This window comes from Spirosoma oryzicola (genome assembly GCF_021233055.1).
Taxonomy (GTDB): domain Bacteria; phylum Bacteroidota; class Bacteroidia; order Cytophagales; family Spirosomataceae; genus Spirosoma; species Spirosoma oryzicola.
Genome location: NZ_CP089539.1, coordinates 150969 through 173535, shown reverse-complemented (window position 1 = coordinate 173535; position 22567 = coordinate 150969). Strand labels below are relative to the sequence as shown.

The following is a 22567-nucleotide window of genomic DNA, read 5'->3' as shown; positions in this document are numbered from 1 at the left end:
CAGTTGCTGGAAACATTCGCCGAGTCAGCAGCTCAGCAAGGTATTCAGCTAAAGTGGCAGGATAAGCTGGGGCCACACCTGTACTCGTTCGACGTGGCTAAATTGGTTCAGATTAGCACCAACTTAGTAGCCAACGCCCTGAAATGGACCCCTCCGGGGGCGTTGTTAAGGTGACGGTCGGAAATCAGCGGCCTGAGACAGATGTAGCGTTCCATGGCGGGGTAGGTGAGCCGACCCCGCCATCCGGCATCTATTTGACCGTCAGCGATACCGGTATGGGCATACCTGCTGCTGCGCTTCCGTTTATTTTAATCGGTTCTATCAGGTAGCGCCCGAATCCGACGTGTCCCAGCTGAAGGGCGGGGCGGCCCATTCCGGTACAGGGATCGGTCTGGCCCTGGTTAAGGAATTAGTTGAACTACAGGGTGGCTGGGTGGCGGTGCGTAGCCGCCAACCCGAGCTAGCACCCTGGACTACCCAGTTTACGGTCTGGCTGCCTTATCAGCCGGACCCGATGTTCCCGTCCGTCGACGCTGCTGAGATTGGGAAAACCCTTGAAAATAGCCTGGCGGCTGAGCCGCCGACATGCGATCCGGGAGCAAGCAAACCCGCTTCTCAAGTGCTGATTGTGGAAGACCATGCCTAGCTGGCCCAGTTCATGGCCCAGTGTTTACCGGCCCACTACCATATCCGCCGGGCGGCCAACGGGCAGGAGGGATTGCGCTTGGTCGAAGAGCAGTTACCGGACCTGGTGATCACCGACGTGATGATGCCGGTGCTGGATGGCCTAAGTATGTGCGAGCAACTAAAAGCAAACGTTGCTACCAGTCACATTCCCGTCCTGGTAATGACGGCCAAAGCAGGTCAGGACCACCAACTGGCTGGCCTGGAACGGGGGGGCGACGACTACCTGATCAAACCCTTTCACCCGCAAGAGTTGCGCCTGCGCGTGGGTAATTTACTACTTCATCAGCAACGGCTGCGTCAGTGGCTCTACCAGCACTTCACTCAGGCAACTCCTCCCACAGAATCCATACCCGCCCCGATTGATCCTTTTCTGGCCCAGCTGGAGCAGGTGCTGGCGGGCATTCTTGTACAGCCTGATTACAGCGTCGAGCAACTGGCCCAGGCTATGGGCGTCAGCTACCATACGCTGCACCGCAAACTGACGGCTTTGACGGGGCTGACGGCGGGTGAGCTAATGCGGGCCTACCGGCTAAAAAAAGCCGTCGAGTGGTTGAGCCAGGGCCAGCCAGTAGGAGAGGTGGCCACCCGGGTAGGCTTCGAGACGCTGTCCTATTTTGCCAAGTGCTTCAAGGAACAGTTTGGCCAGTCGCCCTCGGCCTTTGGCGCCCAAAGAACATCCGCTTAGCAAGTAGGTAGAGACTGAGCCAGAAAAAATCGGGCTTTACCACTACTTTTTTGTGTTTTGGACGGCCTTGGCAGATTTGTGGTACAGAATGGCAGATTTGTGGTAGCACCCTACTCGCTCCAAGCCCGATTTTTGTCTGTCTGATCGGTTACCCCAGCCGATTGAGTCAGCCGATTGGCTTTAGGTTTGGCAAGGCTTTACGAATCACGTTTGGTATTGACAGCGGTAGTGTATGGACCTGAGGAGTCAATTTTACGTTCTTCCCAACGGGCTAGCGGCATGGGTCACTGGGTACTGCTGGTGCTGGTATGGCTCACCCTGAGTCTGAGCACTCAGGCGCAGAGCCGTCGTTATGTTAAGCCCACGGCCAGTGGCGACGGTAGTGGACGGTAGTGGGGTCAGTTAAGCCGATGCCAGTGGCGACTTGCAGGCCATGATCAATGCGCCAGGCGTCGAGCAGGTCTGGGTGGCAGCTGGTAGCTATACGCGCACCGGTGGCGGCTCCTTTTTCATGAAAAAGTGGGTATCTACGGAGGCTTTGCGGGCAGCGAGACCAGCCTGGCCAGTTGCCCCCCGGTCAACCCCGTGGCGGGACAGATCTCCTCGACCACCCTCACCGTCAGCGGTTCTGGCCGTGTTATCGACAACCCGTCAGGGCTAACGAATACGTCCGTCCTGGATGGGGTGATCGTTGCTGGCGGCAACGCTACAAATGGCGGAGGTATGTACAATTTTAGTAGCAGTCCCAGTCTGGTTAACTGTAGTTTCCAGGACAACTCCGCGCAATATGGCGGAGGCATGTACAATCTTAGCGGCCTTCCTAATCTGATCAACTGTAGCTTCCAATCCAATACCGCAGGCGATGGCGGGGGTATGTACAATCTTAGCAGTAATGCCAGTCTGATTAACTGTAGCTTTCAGGACAAATCCGCTTCTACGAGGGGTGGAGGAATGGTCGTTAATGGCTATAATCCCAGTCTGACTAACTGTAGCTTTCAGGGCAACACCGCGGACTCAGGCGGGGCGATCTATAACATTAGCGATAATCCTCTTTTAACGGACTGTGTGTTGTTCAACAACGGCGGAGCTAATACGCTGGTAAATATTAGTGGGGGTAGTGTGCAGGCCAGTTACAGTCTGTTCGATGACACGGTGACGGGTTTCACCGACGGGGGTAAAAACCTGCGCACTCGTGTTTCGCCCTTCCAGAACGCCACCGGTCCTCAACTGTCCATCTGCGCTCCCACCATCGACGCGGGTGACAATGCCGCTAACACCACCACCACCGATGTACTGGGCAACGCCCGCAAAGTCCGCACCATCGACATCGGAGCGGCTGAGTTCCAGGGAGCCGCCTATGTGGCCCCCGCCCTAAGTACTATTTCTCAATCGGCTACCGCTGTATGTGCCGGAACCTTTGTCTCTTTTACCCTCTATGCCGCTGGTGGCTCGCAGGGCATCAAGGCGGGCTCGTTGTACCGAGGCAACACCAACTTGGGCGATGCGGATGTGTCGGTGGCACCTGGTTCGGCGTTTGGGTTCACCCGGGTCTTTCCCCTGCACAGGAGTGGGACCTATCAAATCGTCCTTACCAGTCAGTACACCAGCCTGACGACCACCTTCGCTCCTATCACCGTCAATCCACTACCCACTCAATACGCCGTAACGGGTGGGGGAACCTACTGTCAGGGCAGTAAGGTACCAGCGGTCGGCCTGTCGGGTTCGCAAATGGATGTCACCTACCAACTCCTGCGAGGGACGACCCCGGTGGGTGATTCTGTAGCGGGTACGGGTAGTGCCATCAGCTTCGGCAACCAAACCGGAGAGGGCACTTTTACGGTACTGGCTACCAACGTCAGCACTTCGTGTCAGCGGACCATAAGCGGTTCGCAAAGTGTGACGGAGAAGCCCACGCCGGCGCCCCACACCCTGGTCACTCAATCGGGCGGTCTCTACCCAGCCGGGGTGTCGAGCCTGACTATCGCTCAGAATACGGGCGATGTTATCCTAATGGCTTCAGGTTGTCAGGACGGTACTATCAACTGGAACGGGGGTAGCAACAGCACCCTGGCGGTATCAACGGCTAACTTGGTACGCAAAGCTTTACCGCTACCTTTACCAGCAATCAGAATGGTTGCACCAGTTCTATCACCACAGCTACCATCACGGTGATCGCGCCAACGCTCAAAGTGCTCTCGCGAGCCCCTGACAATAACCAGCTCAGCAACAACACGATCAAGCCGTATCTCTTGTTGCAAAACGCGGGTACCACGCCAATTCCGTATAACACGATCACGCTGCGTTACTGGCTGACCACCGAGAACACCATCCCCCTGCTGTTCCAGAAAAACTACGTAGCTATCGGTCAGGGCAACCTTTACCTGCGCTACGTACCGCTGAGCCCCGCTCGTCAGGGCGCTACGGGCTACATCGAGTACAGCTTCAATGCTGGTGCTGGCAGTCTGGCCCCCAACGGCGATTCGGGTCCACTGGAGGTACAAACCAGTAAACAGGACTACAGTAATTTTGTGCAGAGCGACGACTACTCCTACATCAACAACAACAGCTACACATTGAACGCCCGCATTACGGCCTATCAGAATGGGGTGATATTCTACGGTACCGAACCGATGGCTAGCGGCAGCACGCGGGCAGCGGCCCCGGAAGCGGGCAGCCAACTAACTGTGAAGGTGCTGGGCAATCCCGTGGTGGGATCATCGGCGGAGATCGAGATTAGTGGCGTAATGGGACAGGTCGTGCAGGTAAAGCTAATCGACATGCAGGGCAAGACGGTATACGCACATTCTATCAAGGACGCTCGTTCCGTCGAGCGGGTGAACCTGCCTTTGGGCAACGCGCAGGGGTTGCTACTACTGGATGTAAGTACGACTACCCAGCGTCAACTGGTCAAGTTGCTACGCCCCTGATTAGTCCCTGTTTCTATCTATACCCGTCAACCGGTTAGCCTAGATCGGTGACGATCTGGGCTTTTGCTTTTGCATAGGATAAACAGGACTAGCAAACGAAGTAGGCTTTGCAATCATCAAGACTGATCGTCTCACAAATCACTTCTTTGTGGTAATACCTTTTAATCCTGCCACTAGACAAGCCATTAACGTCTATTTCTTTTCCTGGCGGGTCATTTCAAATTTGCGGTGAAACAATTTGAGGCCTTTGTAGACGGTTACCGTGATGGTGTTTGGCTTAACCATGGCTATCTCAACGTTTAAGGCAATTCCCGTCTTTGGATGAATTAAGCGTCCTTTTGACCACAACTCGCCATCATACTGAAGATTACGGATTAGAAGACTGTCTTTTACCAAACCAAAGTTTTGTTCGCCTGCTTGGTCGACCTCGGCCACCCGAGCAAAGTAAAGACCCGCTTGCCGGTATACATCAACGCTGGAGCCTTTAGATGGAAATTGCCACCGGCCAATAAGTTGATCAGCAGGTTGGTCCACTACAGCGCTCAGGAGAAACAGAACTATCAATAAAGACCAAGACCGGTATCGGCCTTCGACTTGATGCATGGGTTGCGAAAGCGATTTCAATAGCAAATAAGTTTTAATTAGGTTGTACTTCCCAGGCGGGCTAGTGGAGTCAAGAATCGATGCACTTAGTCAGCATGCTATCATAAATACTCATTGACAGCCATTATAGTTTAATATCTATGGTAAGCGTGATAGCCGTCCACAGTTCAGAGAAGCACTCACCTACGCTAGGTAGCACAAGGCCCGTCTGGTCATTGCTAAACTGGACCGTCTCAGCTGTAACACCAGCTTTATCTTCGCGTTGAAGGATTCGGGAGTTGACTTTGTGTGTGCTGGTATCCTCGATACCAATACGTTGACCATCGGTATATTTGCGTCGCTGGCTCAGCACTAGTGAGAACTCATCGGTGAACGAACCCGCAAGGCACTGGCCGCCAAAAAACGATAAGGCTTTCAACTCGGATCACCCCTGAATCTGACTACGCTGGCTAAACAGAAAGGTGTTGCCTCCATCGAGCGAAAAGTAGTTATGAATGAAAACAGTCACCGGGCGATACTGACGATCAGAGGCTATTTGAACCACGATAAGACCCTTCAACAGATTGTCGATGAAGTAAACGCAGCAGGCTTTCGTACAGCGAAGGGGTATTTGTTCCGACGAGTGAGGGTACACTGCTTGATGACTAAAATACACAAGAACTGTCTAAGGCCATTTAGCCCTTTTCAAGTTGTCTACTGAATACTCGAAACCCTTTAAGGTAATGTTCTTCAAACCGAGTTGACAGTAAAAGTAGCCCTTTGATGGTTATTAGCGTTGTATGGGGATGAAAACTTAAACAGCTCAGTTCCTACCTAGCCTTGCCGATCCTGATCGGTTAATTGAAATGGCCTGGGAGGATCGTACCCCCTTCGAGGCCATCCAAGCTCAGTTTGGCTTGTCCGAGTCGGCAGTTATCAAGGTGTTACGAGCGCATCTAAAACCGGGATCCTAGCGTCGATGGCGATCTCGGATGCAGGGCCGCGCGAGCAAGCACGCTACTTAGGCGGCTGGGATTGGTGATCGCTTCACATCTCCTCAGCAGCGCATGATTAGTCACAATCGAATTAGTAAGCGTTAGACCTATAATCAGAAAAAGTCATTTATGATAACTGTTAGACTGATTGGTATTAAGCAGACTAGCCTACTCGTGGCTTTAACTATAAACACAATTCTTGATTCATTCTTGCTTTCCTAATTCGACAGTAACAGTACCACATCCCATCCTGATTTGCAAAAAGCGGAACTGGATAGGTTTTTAACACATGTAACAGGAACTAGCCACTAATCAGCGAACTTGGTTGTCTTTCTCACTGGCACGAAGTATGATGCCTGACTGAATAATCTGTTTACGTTAAAAGGGGAGCCTGTTTTGGAAGACGGCTTACTGAACGGGCTATATGATTCGATAGGACCTGAATATTTTTGTCATATTTCCAGCTTCCTTCTACAGAAGGAGAGGGCATAGCTCATGCTTCCTTATATTTACTGCAACTGCTCATCACAAGGAACACAGTAGTTACTAGCAGGTATAAGCTCTTATTCATAATTAGGTGGATAGACGTATCGAAGTTGATTGGTAAGCGAACACAGCACTCAAGGAAAATCGATCATCCTTGTTAGCTAAAGGCGTTTATCGTCCAACAAGGGATGTAATGGTGAGAAAGCAAAGAATCAACTACTCAATTGTATCATTTCCAGTAGCGTACGATCCTTTATAAAGTGAAAAATTAATCCAGTGATATATTCTTTTTGTATTTGCATTCTAACAGTATTATCAATGAAACTTATTAGCAAAAGTTGTCTGGTTTTAATAACTCTTTTAGGAGGATGTACTAATAGCTATTACGATTTAGGTTTATACGGTTCGAGGGTTGATGCACAGAATAATGCGGTTGCTTACATTTTAAAAAACTACGATTCTCTTCCTTCGGACAAGCACTACAAGCTTGAATATACCTTTCCAAACCCTGATTCTTTAGCCCCCTTTACAAAAACAAAACATGCTCTTTGGTTCAGCAAAAGTGCGAACCAACTCGGCTTGGAGATAGACATCAATAGTGGCTTAATCTGCCGTTGGACGAATGTGACTAGATCTCTTCTAGAGCAAGCTAATAAGTCAAATAATAGTATGGCTATCATCGACTCACTAGGAAAGCCCAGTCAACCGATTGCTTATTATAGTCTGATGACGGCCGCAAGAAAGTAAAATAGACATAAGCAGAAATTTAATACTCAAAGGCATAGATTAATAGCCAAGCAATACACTTTCTAAAGAGTCGTATACTATTTACTATCTGTTCGACTTAATTTGTAGCCTACGGAACGGGCTAGTCAGAAAGCTTAGTCAGGAAATTGATAGCTACGGATAGGTTGTAGTTGGCGTTACTTATAAAAAGGTTTTACTAAGTAACGACCATTTTCATTTTGGACGCGCCCCGGCGGTAAATTGCACGGTGGTCCCGTTAGTAGTTCGGACGTAAGCACGAAAATTTTAACCTACAACCATTGATCAAACTAAAAACCTTCATTAAACAAAGCACCTGTTTTCAAGTCTTTCAACGAAAAGGAGTCGACGGTTCCGACGCCAGCAAACCGAATTTTAATTCCATAAATCTGGTGCAAGGGCTTTTTATAATGAGTTCTGTAAACCGGTCGATTGTTGATAAAGATAGTGGCCTGCCTGTCGATGACCCGCAGCATCAACGTACCCCCCTGGCGCAAATCGGCACCCATAAAACTTAGATCATCCCGCTGCCCACTTTTCTGAACATCGGAATTCTGTAGCAGAATCCAGTGAGCACAACCCGGCCTCATCACCTCAAACATGTGTTGCGACGACTCGCCCCAGACTGTAATGCCGACCTGCGAGCAGCGAACACCCGCTCTATCAGGAGAGGTTTTTAGGTGGGTCGTTAGCTCGAAATTATCCCCATCGACCTGGGTTGGATGGCTGTTGATAAACTCCATAAAGAATGTACGGTTAGTATCGACACCCGCGTGGGCAGCTTCGAGGGCACTAACGCTACGGCGTCCTCCGGTAAACAACCGCGCTACGTCGATGGGATACACTCGACTAGTATCGTGCATCATGTTAGCGGTAACAGTCCAGCCTTTTGTCCGTAGATAAACCGTCGAGGTATCGATGTTCGCGCCATCATGTTGCAAAATGGCAAAGTAGCGGCCCGGTCGTTCGTAATAGTGCGTGGCAAGGCTATCGTGGGAGGTAAGACGTTCCCGTTTTCCGTCGCCAAACAGAATCGAGTATGTACCTGAGGGAGCCGCAGAACCTGGGTACTTGAGCTGAAATACAGCAGAATGCGGGTTTTCGCCCACCGGATTCCGGCAGACGAGTTGGCTCGATTCGCTGCTTGCACTTTGCGAGTAGACTAATAGTAGAATGATAGCGAGCAGTACAGAGCTACCTATCAACAGCAGTAATCGACGGGTTTGTTTCGTTTCCTGCTGAGAAGAATGGGCTGGTGAGTTCGTTGGTGTTGATAGCAGTAGCGGGCTCTCTTCCCGGACGAGCACATCGGGCAACTGCTCAACCTGCCGGGCTGTCCATTTCTGGGTGTTGACAAAATGCTCCCAGTCTGAGTAACCGATGTAAACCGCCAGCGCATCCCGGGTTGCTCTCTGTGGGTAATAGCGGGCATCGGTTTTGATCTTGCCGAAGATTCGTTTCAGCGTGTTCGGACTGATTCGTACGTGCGTCTGCCTGAAAAGTATGTGACTTAAGCTCACGAAGTCACCATTCGTCCACGTGTCCCAGTCGGGCTTGCCATAGGATTCGCTAACCCGTCGACAGCCGATGTCTAAAAAAGCGAAACTTTCGGCTTTTTCGGGTTGTCCATTCTCGGTAATCATTCAAGGTAAATATCTAGTAGTCAGCGTATTGTCTTGTCCATAATTCTGATAAGCAAAATGGTCAGGCCAATCACGCACTCATTGTATAATGCAAAATTACCTTTGCATACTCTTATTTCAACAGGTACTGTACGGAGATAATCCATTTGTAATCTATAAATATCTGCATAATATGCGACAAAAGCGTTTACTGTATTACGTCGTTTTGGTCGGGTCTCTGTCGCCCGTGTTGACGCAGGGTCGGCAGATGCTTGATGAGGGTCCGGGTAAAACGCCGGAAAGTCTTTTGCCCGCCACTACGATCGTTATTTATGAGGAACAGGGTTGGGCCAAAACACTGCCTTTAGTAGCGACGACCAATCGCCAACAGGCGGATGACCAGCTTATCTCGGGGACCATCACCGACGAAAAAGGAGCCACACTACCGGGGGTAAGTGTTCTTCTTAAAGAAAGCAGTCGCGGTTCGGCGGGACCCGGTTCGACGAATCGTCAGCGCGGAGCGGTTACGGATGCTAACGGCAGGTTTCAGTTAGCCGTGCCAGATGGAGCGACGCTGGTTGTCAGCTTAGTGGGGTATCTGACCCAGGAAATCGCGGTTGGCAATCGGCAAACAATCAACGTTCAGCTCGTTCCCGATACGAAAGCCCTGGAAGAAGTGGTGGTTGTGGGTTACGGAACACAGCGAAAAGTAGAAACGACGGGGGCCATCGCATCGGTCAAAGCCGCCGATTTGCTGCAAACGCCCGTGGCGAACGTAGCGCAGGGATTACAGGCGCGGGTAGCAGGCGTACAGATCACGCAGAATTCAGGGGCTCCGGGTGGTAATGTCAGCGTTCGTATTCGAGGCACCAACTCGATTAATGGGAGTTCTGAACCCCTGTACGTGATCGATGGTATTCAGATTGCCAACACAGGTAATATAACGGATGTAAGTCCGCTCTCGCAGATCAACCCAAACGACATCGAGTCGATTGACGTGCTGAAAGATGCCTCATCAACGGCTATTTATGGCGCGCGGGCAGCTAACGGCGTTGTGCTGATCACCACCAAACGCGGCAAAGACGGCGCGACGCGCGTTAGCTACGATGGCTACGGCGGGGTGCAGCAAGTCAATAAAACGCTGAACGTACTAGACGCCCGCCAGTTTGCTCAACTCGAAAATGAAGTCTATAAACGATCGATTTATACTGACCCGTCGAGCCTGGGCGAAGGGACGAACTGGCAAAATCTAATCTTCCGCAAAGCGCCTATCCAGAGTCATCAACTTTCGGTTACGGGTGGTAATCAGAAAACCCAACTGGCGCTCTCGCTGAACTACTTCAACCAAGACGGGATCATCAAAAACTCCAGCTTCGAGCGCTACTCATTTCGATCCAACATCGACCACCGGCTGAGCGACCGGGTAAAGATCGGAACCAGTTTGTACTACGGGTATTCGGTCAATCGGGGGGTGAGCGTGGGCGGCACGGGTTCTGACGTAACCAGCAGCCGGGCGGGTGTGCTTGGGGCGGCCGTGGCGGCTCCGCCAACGCTGGTACCGTATCGGGCCGATGGTAGTGTCTACCCGTTTCAGGACCAGATGAATGGGCAGTATCAGGAAGTGACAAACCCGCTGAATTTCATCACGCCCATCAACCGGCAAACGAGCCAGCGGATCTTGGCCAACGTATACGTCGACTTTGCCCTGTTCAAAGGCTTTACGTATCGCCCTAGTTTCAATGTCGATCTGGGCAATACACTATCTGAATTTTACTCACCGTTGTCGCTTCTAAGCCAGTCACAGTTAGCGTCGGGTGGTGGTAATGCATCGAATGTTACGTCGTTTGGTCGGACGCTTCTGCACGAAAGTATTTTCACGTATCGCACCCGTCTGGCCGAGCATCATACGTTGGCCGCTACGGCGGTTCTGGCTACGCAGGCTAATGTCAACCAGAGCTATACGCAAACCGCATCCAACTTTCCGAACGACATCACCGAAAATAATTCCGTTGGCCTGGCAGTGAACCAGCGGCTGAGCAGCGACAAAAACAAATCCCGGCTGGACTCGTACCTAGGACGGATCAACTACGGCTACAAAGACCGATATTTCCTGGATCTGACGGCCCGGGCCGATGGGTCGAGCAAATTTGGCGAGAACAATAAATACGGCTTTTTCCCCGCTGTGGCTGGTGCTTGGCGCATTGTGGAAGAGCCATTTATGAAATCCATTCCGGTGGTTTCTGATTTGAAATTACGTGGAAGCTGGGGCATCACAGGAAACGCGGGAGCCATTGATCCGTATCAATCGCTGGCCACAGTTGTCGCATCGGGTTTGAATTACAATTACAACCACAATCCGGTTACAGGTATTAATCCCAACGCCATCCCGAACCCGGATCTGAAGTGGGAACGCTCCACGCAGGTCGATGTGGGGCTCGATGTCAGTCTGTTCAACAACCGCCTGTCTGTTGTGGCCGATTACTATAACAAACGTACCGATAACCTGCTGTTTCAGAAAGTGTTACCTATGTCTTCTGGTTATACGTTTATCACGGGCAATTTCGGGTCGATCCAGAACCGGGGCGTCGAACTGGCTATCAATGGCCGGATTTTACAGGGATCTAAACGAGGACTTCAATGGGATGCGTCAGCGAATGTGACGTTTAACAAAAACGAGGTGCTGGCGCTTGACGGTATTCTGGACGAACTCCCCCGGTCGGCGTTCGCACTGCTCAAGATCGGCTATCCGATGGGCCTGTATCGAACGTATATTTTTGACGGAATCAGCCAGACAGGTGAGGCCGTTTTGCCCGGCTACGACGGACGTGTTGGTGGTCATAAGGTGAAAGATATCAACGGCGATGGTACGATTACGGCGGCTGATCAGGTCATCGTGGGCAACTCGCAGCCGAAATACATCTTTGGGTTCTCGTCGTCATTTCGCTACCGGGGCTTCGATCTAAATCTGTTTGTGCAGGGCGTACAGGGCAACAAGCTCATGAACCTGTTCCGGTATACGTTCGAAACGGCGCTGGGGCAACAGAATGTACTGGCGGGGATGGCAAATCGCTGGTCGGCAACGAACCCCAATAATGAGTATGCCAGCGGATTTCAGGGCGGACGATTGCCCATTTCAGACCGCTACGTTGAAGATGCCTCATTTGTACGGCTGAAAAATGTGTCACTGGGCTATACGTTCCCGAAAATAAAAGGCATCAACCAGATTCGGATTTACGTAAGCGCCAATAATGCGCTGACACTCACGAATTATACGGGCTTCGATCCGGAGGTCAACAACTTTGGTAATGCCACGACACAATTTGTCGATAACGGTACGTACCCAATCGCCCGGTCGTTCCTAGGGGGCCTCCAAATCACACTGTAGATCATGAGCGAAAGACTGACACAACATCACTCATTTGCTCGTTCACTTGTTCTCCCATGAAGAAACACATCCTACTGCTGATGGCTTTGTCGGGCCTGACGGTTTCGTGCAGCAAACTCGATGAAACGGTGTATTCATCCATTTTTACGACCAATTTTTATAGAACAGCCTCTGATGCCGAAGCGGGCATTGCGGCTGCGGCTGGCTCACTGATCAACCTGTATGGCTTTCCATTGGTTGCTGTGTCCGATTTTGCGGCTGACCAGGCATACCCTCGAGCTGTGGTAGGCCGGAATACCATTACGTTGTTTTCGTACGATCCGTATTACACGGCCCAGCGCAACTCGGGCCGTCACGAGACCGAGGGGCCCCAGGGTGTCTGGCGGTTTAGTTACAAAGGAATTGAGAATGCCAACTGGGTCATCGAGAAAGTCCCGGCTATTCCAATGGACGCCCAGCGCCGAACGGAAATCGTGGCGGAAGCCTATGCGTTGCGGGCACTGTACCACTGGACGCTGACGAAAACGTTCAACGAAATCCCCGTCAAGACCCGAGCCAGCTCTAATGAAGCGGAGGCACTTGTTACCAAGAGTTCGCGAACCGACATCTACAAGCAAATTTACAGCGATTTGGATCAGGCCGTTGCCGGATTGCCCTCGTACTCCACCAGTCTGGTGAAGGGTCGGCCTTCAAAGGAAGCGATTCAAGGACTTTACGCCAAAATAGCCTTGTACAACGAAGACTGGGCAAAGGCATCGCAACTGGCCCAGGCGACGATCAGTTCGGGCAAATATGCGTTGATGCCGAGCGTATTGGATGTGTTCGACGTAGATAAGGAAGATGCGGCCCGTGTCGAGAATATGTGGGCCGTTGAAGCCGACCGCGTAACGCCTAGCCGCTGGTTGACCGTCATGGGGATTGCCGGCCCCCGTAACAGTTCCGGCCCTGACTACGCCAAAGTGTCCTACGGGTCTTGGTTTGCCTACCAGAATTTCTTTAACTCATTCTCACCCAGTGACAAACGACGCCAGCTGCTCGACACGACGTACCGGGATGTATCGGGAAAGATCGTGCCGCAGAAAGACATCACACCCGTTACGCCGAAAGGCGTGTTGATCCGCAAATACCGCGATCCGAACTCCATTGCCGAAGCCAACAACTGCAACTTCCCGATCATCCGGCTGGCTGATGTGTACCTGGTTGCCGCCGAAGCCGAAGCGCGTCAGAATGGAGCGACCGCTACCGCCTATGGGTACGTCAACACGGTTCGGAAACGGGCGGGACTGGGCGACCTGACGCCTGGCTTAGGGAAAGACGCATTTATTGCCGCCGTCCTGCAAGAGCGGTCTTGGGAACTGTTTGCCGAAGCCGACCGCTGGTTCGACCTGACGCGAACGAATACCTTCCTCACCGTTATCCCGAAAGCGGTAAACGACGTGTATCCAACCCGAACACCGCAGGCCAAACACCGGTATTACCCCATTCCGCTGGAAGAAATTCAGGCGAATCCGAAACTAACGCAGAATCCCGGCTGGGAGTAGATCGCCACCGGTAACTGTCTAACGATCAATTTATTTTAAACGCAATGAAGAAGTTTTTTCTTTCGGTTAGCCTGTTGGGCTGGCTGCTTATTCAGGAGACTATAACCATCGCTCAGTCCAGGAAGGTACCGTCTTACAGCGGGATTTATCCGCAGCTGGCTATGTACAACAAAGAAGGGGAATGTGGTACGGGGGCCGTGGTACCCTGGGCGGGCCGACTTTGGGTTGTTACGTACGGGCCACATTTGCCGCTTGGCTCGTCCGACAAGCTGTACGAAATAACGCCCGATTTAAAGCAGATCGTTCGGTCCGAAAGTATCGGTGGTACCCCTGCCAACCGGATGATTCATCCCGAAAGTAATCAGCTATTTATTGGTCCCTACGCTATCGACAGCAAAGCGCATGTCCGGGTCATACCCTATAAAACCATGCCTGGGCGTCATACCGGGAACGCCCGCCATCTGACTGATCCGAAAGGAAAAATCTATTACGGAACGATGGAGGAAGGGTTTTACGAAGTAGATGTTAATACTCTGGTGCCAACGATGCTATACGAGGATGGCAACATCAGTAGAAAAAAGGAATCGGACGAATCGAATAATCTGGAAAACACGTTGCTGCCCGGTGCGCATGGCAAAGGTGTATACTCGGGTCAGGGCGTTATGGTCTATTCGAACAACGGCGAACCTGGAGCTAAAGCGCTGGCGCAGTTCGATGTAGATGCGGGTTCCCTGTCGGAGTGGAATGGCAAAGACTGGAAAGTTGTTCGGCGAAATCAGTTTGTCGAAGTAACGGGACCGGGCGGTATCTACGGCAATAAACATCCGGAAACGGACCCCATCTGGGCCACCGGCTGGGATCATAAATCCGTCTTGCTGGGCGTGCGTGATAAGACGACCGGCTGGCACTTTTTTCGGCTTCCCAAAGCGAGTCATTCGTACGACGGTGCGCATGGCTGGAATACCGAATGGCCCCGCATTCGGGATGTGGGTACGACGCAGAAACCAGATTATCTAATGACGATGCACGGTATGTTCTGGCAGTTTCCGCAGGGGTTCACGGCATCGAATACCGCAGGAATCAGACCCCGCTCGGCATATCTGAAAGTGATTGGTGATTACGCCCGCTGGAATGATCGGCTGGTTTTCGGCTGTGACGATTCGGCTCAAAAAGAATTTCTGAACAAACGAAAAGTAAAGGGTAACCTCGAAGGACCCGGCCAATCCAATTCGAATCTGTGGTTTACCTCGCTGAACTTACCCGATCAATTGGGCCCGAATACCGCCGAAGGAGCCGTCTGGCTAAATGAAGCGGTTTCGGCAAATCAACCCTCCGAGCCGTTTTTGTTTGCCGGTTGGGCCAATCGCTCGGCCTGGGTTCAGAACAACAGCGACTCGGATGTCCAACTGACGTTCGAGGTGGATAAAAGCGGGACGGGTAGCTGGTCCAGACAGCAAACGGTAACTGTCGGCGCACACAAAGCCGCACACGTACCCTTTGCCGCCGTCGTAACTGGCGAGTGGATTCGGATCAAGTCGGACAAAGCCGCCAATTTATCGGCCCACTTCTCCTATTCGGCGAACGATACGCGTACTACAACCGCTAACCCACTGTTTGCTGGCCTTAGCACCGTCTCAACTACTGCTACGTCGGGTGGTTTGATGTACGGTCTGGGGGCTGATCGACGAGCGTTGGGACTGGCCGCTTCGACATACAACGGGGGACAATCTACCGATGTTGGGTATTACGAACTGAATGCTGATATGCAGCTCGTTCGGAAGGAGGATGCCGGTGTGTTAAACGTCATCAAAACGAAGTTTGCGATTCCTCAGAACGTAGTAACGATTGATGAATCGAGCGTTTTGATCGTAGATGATAAAGGACGACGCTGGCGGCTCCCCCTCGGCAACGATGCCTACACGACGTTGACCAATCAGGCCGCTCTTCGAATATGCCGGGAAGTAGCTACTGAACGCGACCTGCTCAATTGCCACGGGACATTCTACGAACTGCCCGCCGAAAACGCGGATGGATACGCCAAAATAAGACCCGTTTCGTCGCATAATCTGCGGATCAACGACTATGCCTCCTACCGGGGACTCTTGGTTATGACAGGCATCGATTTGAACGCGGCCAAAACGAATGAGCACATCATTGTCTCGGATGATAAGAAAGCCGCCGTTTGGGCGGGTGCTATCGATGATCTGTGGAAGCTGGGCAAACCAACCGGGCATGGTGGCCCCTGGAAAAACGCAGCGGTGAAAGCCGATGAAGCGTCAGATCCTTATCTGATCGGTTTTTACGACCAACGCAGTCTGCAACTGTCGCATAAAGCGACCCAGCCGGTCACCTTTACCATTGAAGCCGATCCGGTCGGTTCGGGCGTTTGGATGACCTATAAGTCATTCACTGTTGCGCCTGGAAAAACGATCGACTATACATTCCCGAAGGATTTTCAGGCTCGATGGATTCGGTTTAAAACAGACAAAACGTGTGAAGCCACGACTTACCTAAGCTACAAGTAAGGACGAACTTGAACCTAAGGATTTGCAGGAACACCCATGCTTTTCTGAGTTTGTTCCTGCAAATGCCATGCGTTAGCCATTTACCCTGTGAAGCGTAATGAACGGATCAAGGAATCGTCCAGTTCAAGGTGGTACTTCATTACTGCCGGGCTCCCTGGAAATGTTTCCCTTACTTCTACAGTTAGTATGGCCGATGCTCCCGCTTGCTGATAATCAATTGGTTTTGTCTGCATTTGATACGTTTCAGTCGCATGCTGTATCCATTTCCTGATTTCGGCTCTGCCTGAATAGGAATGTCCTTCATCGTAAACGGTGGCGTTGTCCGTAAAATAGTGCGTAAATGTGGTGCTGTCCTTCTCGTTTTGTGCTTTTATAAAGCCTTCGATATGGGTAGGTAGTTTCATCGATATATCTTTTGGGTTTGATGAATTAAAGTCGTTTGGTTGACTGTGTGATTATCCATTTCTAAATCGTTGGAATTGTCCCTCCGTCAATAACGAATTCTGTACCGCTCAGATAGTTCGCTCGTGGCGAGGCAAGGAACCCGACAAGTTCAGCGACCTCTTCGGGCTCTGCCGGTCGACCGGCCGGTATTCCACCCAAAGCATCCATAACGCTTTGGCGTGCCTGCTCAAGAGAACTAGTTGAATACTGAGCGATTCGTTCCAAAAATTTTATGGTATTCTCCGTATTGATCCATTCTGGAGAAACGGTCAGTACCCGTACACCTTTGGCAGTAACCTCTTTCGATAACCCCTTGCTGTAGTTGATCAGGCCAGCCTTGGCAGGGAAGCGTTGCCTCATATAAAGGTAGCCGCCCCTGGATGGACGCAATGTGGATAATCACGCCTTCACCGCGTTGAACCATGCCAGGTAAAAAACCACGATCCAGCCGCACGGGAGCCAACAGATTCGTTTGAATCGTTGATTCCCAATCGTTGTCAGACAGCACGGCAAACCCACCGCTTGGCGTTTCTGAACTTCCCATATTATTGATCAGGATATCCAAATGGCCAAACTGGTGGAGAATTCGGTCGACTATCTGTTGAGTTCCTTCCGGTTTGCTCAGATCGGCCGCCATAAAATGCATACGATCGATTGGCTCTTGCGGCTTGTTCCTAGCGGTAATGATCACGGTTGCTCCTGCTTTCAGCAGGCGATCGGCGATTGCTTTGCCTGCGCCTTTGGTGCCGCCCGTTACCAGCGCGATCTTACCGGTCAGTTCGTTTTCAAGAGTGAAGTCCATACTGTAGCTCGTTTGTTTAGGGCAAAATTGGGAAGTATGGTAGGCGCTGACAAGTACGGACTTACGATTCAGATAGGGATAAAATTGTCCCTGTTGAACCGGGCGATGCCTGTGGTTATATTTGCCGTATGTACGAACGAAAGACGATGCCCGACTTGCAGTGTGGTCTGGACCTAATTGGTGAGGTGCTATATGGAAAATGGAAGATTCGTCTTTTATGGTTTATCCACCAAGGCTTTCAACGCCCAAGCGAGCTACAGCGAAAAATTCCGGGTGCCTCCCGCCGGGTACTGAATGTGCAGTTGAAGGAGTTGGAAAACCACGAGTTGGTATCTAAGGTGATTTACCCGGTACTTCCGCCGAAAGTTGAATACTATCTTACCGATTTTGGCCAATCACTCATTCCCATTATTGGTGCGATTGGCCAGTGGGGCGATGAGCATGAGGAGCGACTCCGGACGCTTATTATAAAGACCATGCAGCCTTAGCGTTTACCCATAAATGCAAGGCTGAGAGGATGTGATCTTTCCCCAAAATCCATCTCACTAACCGCCGAATTATAGATACTCAAACTTCTCTCCGTCTCAGGCAGAAGCCATTTATGAGACGGCGTTAGTATCGATCACCTATAATAACTGACTCTTAATAGATAGTGAATGTGATACTCACTTCTATCTTATTTGCTATCATAGGCAAAAGGTGCTGATGTTTTACAAGGTTTCCAATCCGAAATAAATTCTGTGACATCTACGGAATATTAATACAGCAGTATAACATGAATAACCAATTGATTACCGAAAAGAGCATTGCCATCATTGATGAGGACCGGTGGGCCTGCTGATCGCTCGGCTATTACAAATGAGAGGGGTAAGCGTACAAGTCTACAAACGTGGTGCCGACTCAGAAACTCGCATTAGTGAGGAACGCTGGATATTCAACGATAGTGGCCAGATCGCTCTTAAAAAGCGGGGCTTCTAGGGGCTTATTTTGACACCGCATGCACTGTCATTGAGTGTCAGTTTGACCGGCGGGGTCACTTACTGGCTGAATAGATTCCTACCGAAAGAACCAAACGATTGCGCCCCAAATTGATCGAGAAGACTTACGCAAGATTATTCTAGACAAGCTATTACCGAGTACGGTGAACTGGAATAAGTAGCTAATCCGCGTTGAAAAAACAAAGGGTAGCTATCAACTTGCCTTTCAGGGTAGTTCTACAGCAAAGGTGGATTTATTAATCGGAGCATAGGGGCTCCGTTCCATAATTCGGCCACTTGTGACATACACCCCCCGAATCTATACGGGTAGTACGATCATTTAGGGCGACATTCCCCATCCAGATAAAGATTATCCCGGCATAATGACTATGACTCGGGGGACAATATGATGGCTACTGAAGGGGGTAAGGTCGTCTCTCTTCAATACCGGGCGATGGCTCACTGAACTACTATCTCTCCCTCAGACGGCCCGAAGACTGGTTCAGCAAGAGCGGATTAACGCTTAGTGACCAGGCTGGCATGATCGGTTTTTTGAGCCGAGAATTTACGGACTGGGCACTGGTTCACTATCAGCTATTTAGAGCCACTATTGAGTTTCAATTGCTGCTTATGTACGAACTGCCCGTCGAATCGCCCTGGACAACGTTTGATCACATTGCTTTGGATGGGATGCCACCTATGTGATGCCTCTCTTTGCCGGAGTATAAGTTAATATCGGGCTACTGGATGAACTGAACCTAGCCGACATTCTGACCGGAGGCATCTCTGCTAGCGTACCAGTCGCCATCGAAGCGTACACTTGAAATATGTTCGTCTATGCCGATAAGGCCCAAGCCCATACCCAGCAGGCAGAGTTCTATTTCCATAAACAACAGGATCATAGGAATGAATTAACGGCTTATCAATAAAGCATGCACATCCCGCCCGATTAGTCACTTTACGGCTACACATCATTCATTTTCACCCAATACAAGCTGATCATCTAAAAAAAAACAAGACGCTCAGCAGCTTCTGGATGCGGTTCTACGCATCGCCAGGGAGCAAAGCTAAGCCGTCACCATTTGCCAGATCGCGGAAGTGACGGTGGTCTACAGCCACTTTGCCAGTAAAGTGGCTGTATTGCAAGCGCTTTCAGACCGGGGATTCACCTAGTTGTACGAGCTGTTTTAGGGCGTCGGCCAGCGAGGAATCCGATCCATCCAGCTAGTTACTGAACTTGTCGATTGTAAACTGGGATTTTGCGCAGTTTACAATCGAGGCTCTACCAACTGATATTCAGCCTCAAGCTACCCTTCTCAACGACGGTTCGTCAGCCGATAATAACGCTCAAAGCCATCATTAAAAACTTGACCGGTCAGCCCGACCACGAACTAAATGATCTGGTGCTGAACTGGATATGTTTACGGCATGGCTGCATCAGCCCATTACTAGGTTTGGGCTTAAGTGAGAATCAAGGCCTATCTGTAGACGAGGCTAAAACCTTGTAGATTCAATTTGTTCGCCGGTTTATCGAGAGTATCAGGCCTCTCAACACCGATTAGGCGTATCTGAAGTTCATTGATTCTGGTTGGCGAGCGACGTAAGATTTGGTGCACGGGCATTAAACACACATGATAATGACAGCTAAACTAGCTGAATCCATTAGCTTACTCCTGGAGGCATTCTTGGGCGGAATGCAGGGGTGCCCAGACTAGACGTTGACTTGGCGTTTGAGCCCAACTTCGTGTGCCAAAACAACAGAACAGACAAATGAAGAAGAGAAGTGATCTCATAATAATTGGGATTAAATAAAGTGACAATTCAAAAGTTATACTTCGATATACTGCCCGTGTATACCGCTTTGAATTCGACACATATTAATCCTAAAAAAAGATTGATGAGTACCAGTGTTGTCACTCTAGATGTACTTCACAACCACTCAAAAACTACTCATGTAGTAAATTGGTATAATATTGTTCAATAATTAATTGAAAAAATTATACAATTATAGAATTGCTTTAGTAATTTAAAATTACATAATCTGCCTGGTCTTTATTGAATAAAGACCAGGCAGATTATGTAATTCAGGTTGTTGCCTATTCATTAATACATTCATACAACTAGTGACGTATGAAAGTGAAGGATACTTGACTTAGAAAACAGGACCTTGCCTATTACTTCTCCGTTTACCCCTTATATCGTTTGCTTTAACCTGGCTTCGGGCAAACCAACTAGTCGCCCCATAAAGAGTCATCCTGTTGAACATCCCGAGAATAAATGGTGGCCTCGATAACGGTTCGTTTTCGACCCTGTACACATTAATGTTATCAACTCTGGCAGATACGCTAGGCCGAACCAAAACCCTCATCACAAGCCCTCCTCGATTATGCCAAATGGAGTTGGGACAAAGCGCAGGTTCTTTTCTCGAAATCTGGGAATTGAGCGGCTCAGTAAACAATCCAAACTGGATTGAGACCAAGTTTAATAACAATTTCCTACTCAGTTTCACTACTTAGTCGGTTACATTAAACAACGCGCCAGTGCTAATAAGAAGCTACTACAGGCTGGCGATAAAGCGCCCAATTTCGCCTTAGTCGATGTGAGTGATTCGCTCATCACGCTTAGTCAGTACAAAGGTCAGGTGATTTACTTAAGTTTTTGGTTCGCGACCTGTGGTGCATGCATTCAGGAAATGCTCTATGAGAACAAACTCGTTGAGCAGTTTAAGGATAAACCCGTCAAAATTGTTAGTATCTGCATTGGCACACCAGGAACGGCCAATAATCAACAATTGCTGAAGTGGAAAGCGGCCTCGAAGCGGTTTGGTCTAAAGACCATTGATCTCTACGCTAATAGTGCCTGGACCAAAACGTTGAGTGAAAAATACATAGTGAGCACATATCCTCACTATGTGCTGATTGGTGCCGACGGAAACATTATCGAAAACTTTGCCGAGCGTCCCAGCCAAGGCATTGCCGCGAAGATTGAATGGGCCTTAGCCGCAGGACGTAACTAACCATTGGTGTCTGATGCTGAATAACGTTTATCGGTGGTAGGCCAGAGGGCCACTGAGTGGTAGTACGAAGTCAAGCGGCTGATGAATGCTCTAAGTTAAGAGCGGTCTGCTCAATAAACGACGACTACCAAGTAAATATCCAAGCTTAACTCTAGAACTCTCCGACCTACTTCGCCAAGCCGATGGTAGCGACAACCTATTGCTTTACTTTTACTTCGATAAAGTGGCCAGCAACTCCTCCAGGTTTTTCAGATTCATGGCCGTTCCTTCCTTAAAGCCCATGGCAAGCATCTTCTCCATGCGTACAAGCGATTCATTATAAATACGGATCCGTACCGTCGTCTTCCCCGTATGCTCGCTGAAACTTAAATCCCATTCTGAACCAGGCAACTCCGGGTTTTCATCTTTATCGGCAAACGCATTCCATAATGTAAAATTGGTTTTGGGACTAATGGAGGTGTAGCGTTGAATTGACCAATGCTCGTCTCCTTCGGGGCTGACCATGGCATAAAACCGGCGGCCACCCACGATAAAGTCCATAACTTTTGTTTTTGAGATCCAGGGTTTAGGTGCCCACCATTGATCTAAAAGTTCTGGCTTGGTGTAGGCATCCCATACCAAGGACAGCTCGGCATCAAACTCGCGGGAAAAGGTTACTGTTTTTGCGGTTTTGTCAACGGTGAAATCGTTCATTGTCCTTGTTTTTTAAGGGTTGCTAATACGTTGTCAAGTTGATGATAACGGGTTTCCCATAGTTCCCTAAATTGGTTCACCCACTGATCCACCTCTTTTAGTTTTTCCACTTCCAGGGAGTAATAGATCTCCCGGCCTTGGTGTTGAGGTTTGACCAATTGGCATTCGGTGAGGATGCGCAGGTGTTTGGAAACGGCTTGCCGGGTAGAGTTGAAGTGATCGGCAATGGCGTTGGGCGTCATGGCCTGCAGGGCGATCAGGGTGATGATTGCCCGTCGGGTGGGGTCAGCAATGGCCTGAAAAATATCTCGTCTCATCATGTTATATTTTGCTTTGCGAAACCATATGGTTGCAAATTTACGCGCAACCATATGGTTTCGCAAAAATTTTTGAAATAAAATAGCTACGCAAGTCTATGGTTACATTAGCAGACTT

Annotated in this window: 19 protein-coding genes and 2 pseudogenes; 13 read left to right on the top strand and 8 right to left on the bottom strand. The window is 50.0% G+C overall.

The window, feature by feature from the left end; translation table 11 throughout:
• Positions 1-3: 3 nt before the first annotated feature.
• From LQ777_RS24825 to LQ777_RS24805, 5 genes are all read left to right on the top strand, one after another.
• Positions 4-174: a hypothetical protein gene (locus tag LQ777_RS24825; RefSeq protein WP_232562917.1), complete on the top strand. Its 171-nt coding sequence runs from the start codon at positions 4-6 to the stop codon at positions 172-174.
• A gap of 169 nt (positions 175-343) precedes the next feature.
• A complete protein-coding gene (locus LQ777_RS24820; RefSeq protein ID WP_232562916.1) occupies positions 344-646 on the top strand; it encodes a sensor histidine kinase in 303 nt (100 codons plus the stop codon).
• 12 nt (positions 647-658) lie between these two features.
• The gene (locus LQ777_RS24815; protein WP_232562915.1) at positions 659-1372 is read left to right on the top strand and encodes a helix-turn-helix domain-containing protein; all 714 of its coding nucleotides are present in this window, start codon (positions 659-661) and stop codon (positions 1370-1372) included.
• 519 nt (positions 1373-1891) lie between these two features.
• Complete coding sequence (locus LQ777_RS24810) at positions 1892-3544, top strand: right-handed parallel beta-helix repeat-containing protein (RefSeq protein WP_232562914.1); 1653 nt, start codon at positions 1892-1894, stop codon at positions 3542-3544.
• The gene (locus tag LQ777_RS24805) at positions 3541-4299 is read left to right on the top strand and encodes a cellulose binding domain-containing protein (protein ID WP_232562913.1); all 759 of its coding nucleotides are present in this window, start codon (positions 3541-3543) and stop codon (positions 4297-4299) included. The genes LQ777_RS24810 and LQ777_RS24805 overlap by 4 nt, the downstream gene beginning before the upstream one ends.
• 192 nt (positions 4300-4491) lie before the next feature.
• On the opposite strand, the gene LQ777_RS24800 is transcribed toward LQ777_RS24805, so the two are convergent.
• From LQ777_RS24800 to LQ777_RS24790, 3 genes are all read right to left on the bottom strand, one after another.
• Positions 4492-4902 carry a DUF2147 domain-containing protein gene (locus LQ777_RS24800; RefSeq protein ID WP_232562912.1) on the bottom strand — a complete coding sequence of 137 codons (411 nt, stop codon included), beginning with the start codon at positions 4900-4902 and terminating at the stop codon, positions 4492-4494.
• Positions 4903-5026: 124 nt separating this feature from the next.
• Positions 5027-5320, bottom strand: coding sequence for a hypothetical protein (locus tag LQ777_RS24795; protein ID WP_232562911.1), 294 nt, complete (start codon positions 5318-5320; stop codon positions 5027-5029).
• Positions 5321-5326: 6 nt separating this feature from the next.
• Positions 5327-5536 carry a hypothetical protein gene (locus LQ777_RS24790; RefSeq protein WP_232562910.1) on the bottom strand — a complete coding sequence of 70 codons (210 nt, stop codon included), beginning with the start codon at positions 5534-5536 and terminating at the stop codon, positions 5327-5329.
• Positions 5537-5747: 211 nt separating this feature from the next.
• Between LQ777_RS24790 and LQ777_RS24785 the strand changes: the two are divergent.
• Positions 5748-5852 (top strand): annotated as a pseudogene (locus LQ777_RS24785) (DUF2805 domain-containing protein); the annotation flags it as partial.
• A gap of 828 nt (positions 5853-6680) precedes the next feature.
• The gene (locus tag LQ777_RS24780; protein ID WP_232562909.1) at positions 6681-7109 is read left to right on the top strand and encodes a hypothetical protein; all 429 of its coding nucleotides are present in this window, start codon (positions 6681-6683) and stop codon (positions 7107-7109) included.
• A 308-nt stretch (positions 7110-7417) separates the two neighbouring features.
• Here the strand turns inward: LQ777_RS24780 and LQ777_RS24775 are convergent, their stop codons facing one another.
• Positions 7418-8770, bottom strand: coding sequence for a hypothetical protein (locus tag LQ777_RS24775; protein WP_232562908.1), 1353 nt, complete (start codon positions 8768-8770; stop codon positions 7418-7420).
• Positions 8771-8942: 172 nt separating this feature from the next.
• Here LQ777_RS24775 and LQ777_RS24770 point away from each other — a divergent pair, with 172 nt between their 5' ends.
• The 3 genes from LQ777_RS24770 to LQ777_RS24760 are packed head-to-tail and all read left to right on the top strand — an operon-like array spanning position 8943 to position 16200.
• A complete protein-coding gene (locus LQ777_RS24770) occupies positions 8943-12134 on the top strand; it encodes a SusC/RagA family TonB-linked outer membrane protein (RefSeq protein WP_232563151.1) in 3192 nt (1063 codons plus the stop codon).
• 56 nt (positions 12135-12190) lie between these two features.
• A complete protein-coding gene (locus LQ777_RS24765; RefSeq protein ID WP_232563150.1) occupies positions 12191-13675 on the top strand; it encodes a RagB/SusD family nutrient uptake outer membrane protein in 1485 nt (494 codons plus the stop codon).
• A 44-nt stretch (positions 13676-13719) separates the two neighbouring features.
• Positions 13720-16200, top strand: coding sequence for a hypothetical protein (locus LQ777_RS24760; RefSeq protein ID WP_232563149.1), 2481 nt, complete (start codon positions 13720-13722; stop codon positions 16198-16200).
• A gap of 80 nt (positions 16201-16280) precedes the next feature.
• Here LQ777_RS24760 and LQ777_RS24755 read toward each other — a convergent pair whose 3' ends face one another.
• Entirely contained in the window at positions 16281-16604 is a 324-nt protein-coding gene (locus tag LQ777_RS24755; protein WP_232563148.1) for a nuclear transport factor 2 family protein, read from the bottom strand.
• A gap of 61 nt (positions 16605-16665) precedes the next feature.
• Positions 16666-17446 (bottom strand): annotated as a pseudogene (locus LQ777_RS24750) (SDR family oxidoreductase).
• Between the two features lie 128 nt (positions 17447-17574).
• Here LQ777_RS24750 and LQ777_RS24745 point away from each other — a divergent pair.
• The 3 genes from LQ777_RS24745 to LQ777_RS24735 all read left to right on the top strand — a co-directional run bounded on the left by LQ777_RS24745 (position 17575) and on the right by LQ777_RS24735 (position 21439).
• Positions 17575-17934, top strand: coding sequence for a winged helix-turn-helix transcriptional regulator (locus tag LQ777_RS24745; RefSeq protein WP_232563147.1), 360 nt, complete (start codon positions 17575-17577; stop codon positions 17932-17934).
• A gap of 1029 nt (positions 17935-18963) precedes the next feature.
• Complete coding sequence (locus LQ777_RS24740) at positions 18964-19128, top strand: hypothetical protein (protein ID WP_232563146.1); 165 nt, start codon at positions 18964-18966, stop codon at positions 19126-19128.
• Between the two features lie 1894 nt (positions 19129-21022).
• A complete protein-coding gene (locus LQ777_RS24735) occupies positions 21023-21439 on the top strand; it encodes a peroxiredoxin family protein (RefSeq protein WP_232563145.1) in 417 nt (138 codons plus the stop codon).
• A gap of 210 nt (positions 21440-21649) precedes the next feature.
• Here the strand turns inward: LQ777_RS24735 and LQ777_RS24730 are convergent, their stop codons facing one another.
• Both LQ777_RS24730 and LQ777_RS24725 read right to left on the bottom strand, forming a co-directional pair.
• Positions 21650-22132, bottom strand: a complete 483-nt coding sequence (locus LQ777_RS24730) for an SRPBCC family protein (protein ID WP_232563144.1) — start codon at positions 22130-22132, stop codon at positions 21650-21652.
• The gene (locus LQ777_RS24725) at positions 22129-22449 is read right to left on the bottom strand and encodes an ArsR/SmtB family transcription factor (protein WP_232563156.1); all 321 of its coding nucleotides are present in this window, start codon (positions 22447-22449) and stop codon (positions 22129-22131) included. Before LQ777_RS24725 ends, LQ777_RS24730 begins: the two co-directional genes overlap by 4 nt.
• Positions 22450-22567: the final 118 nt, after the last annotated feature.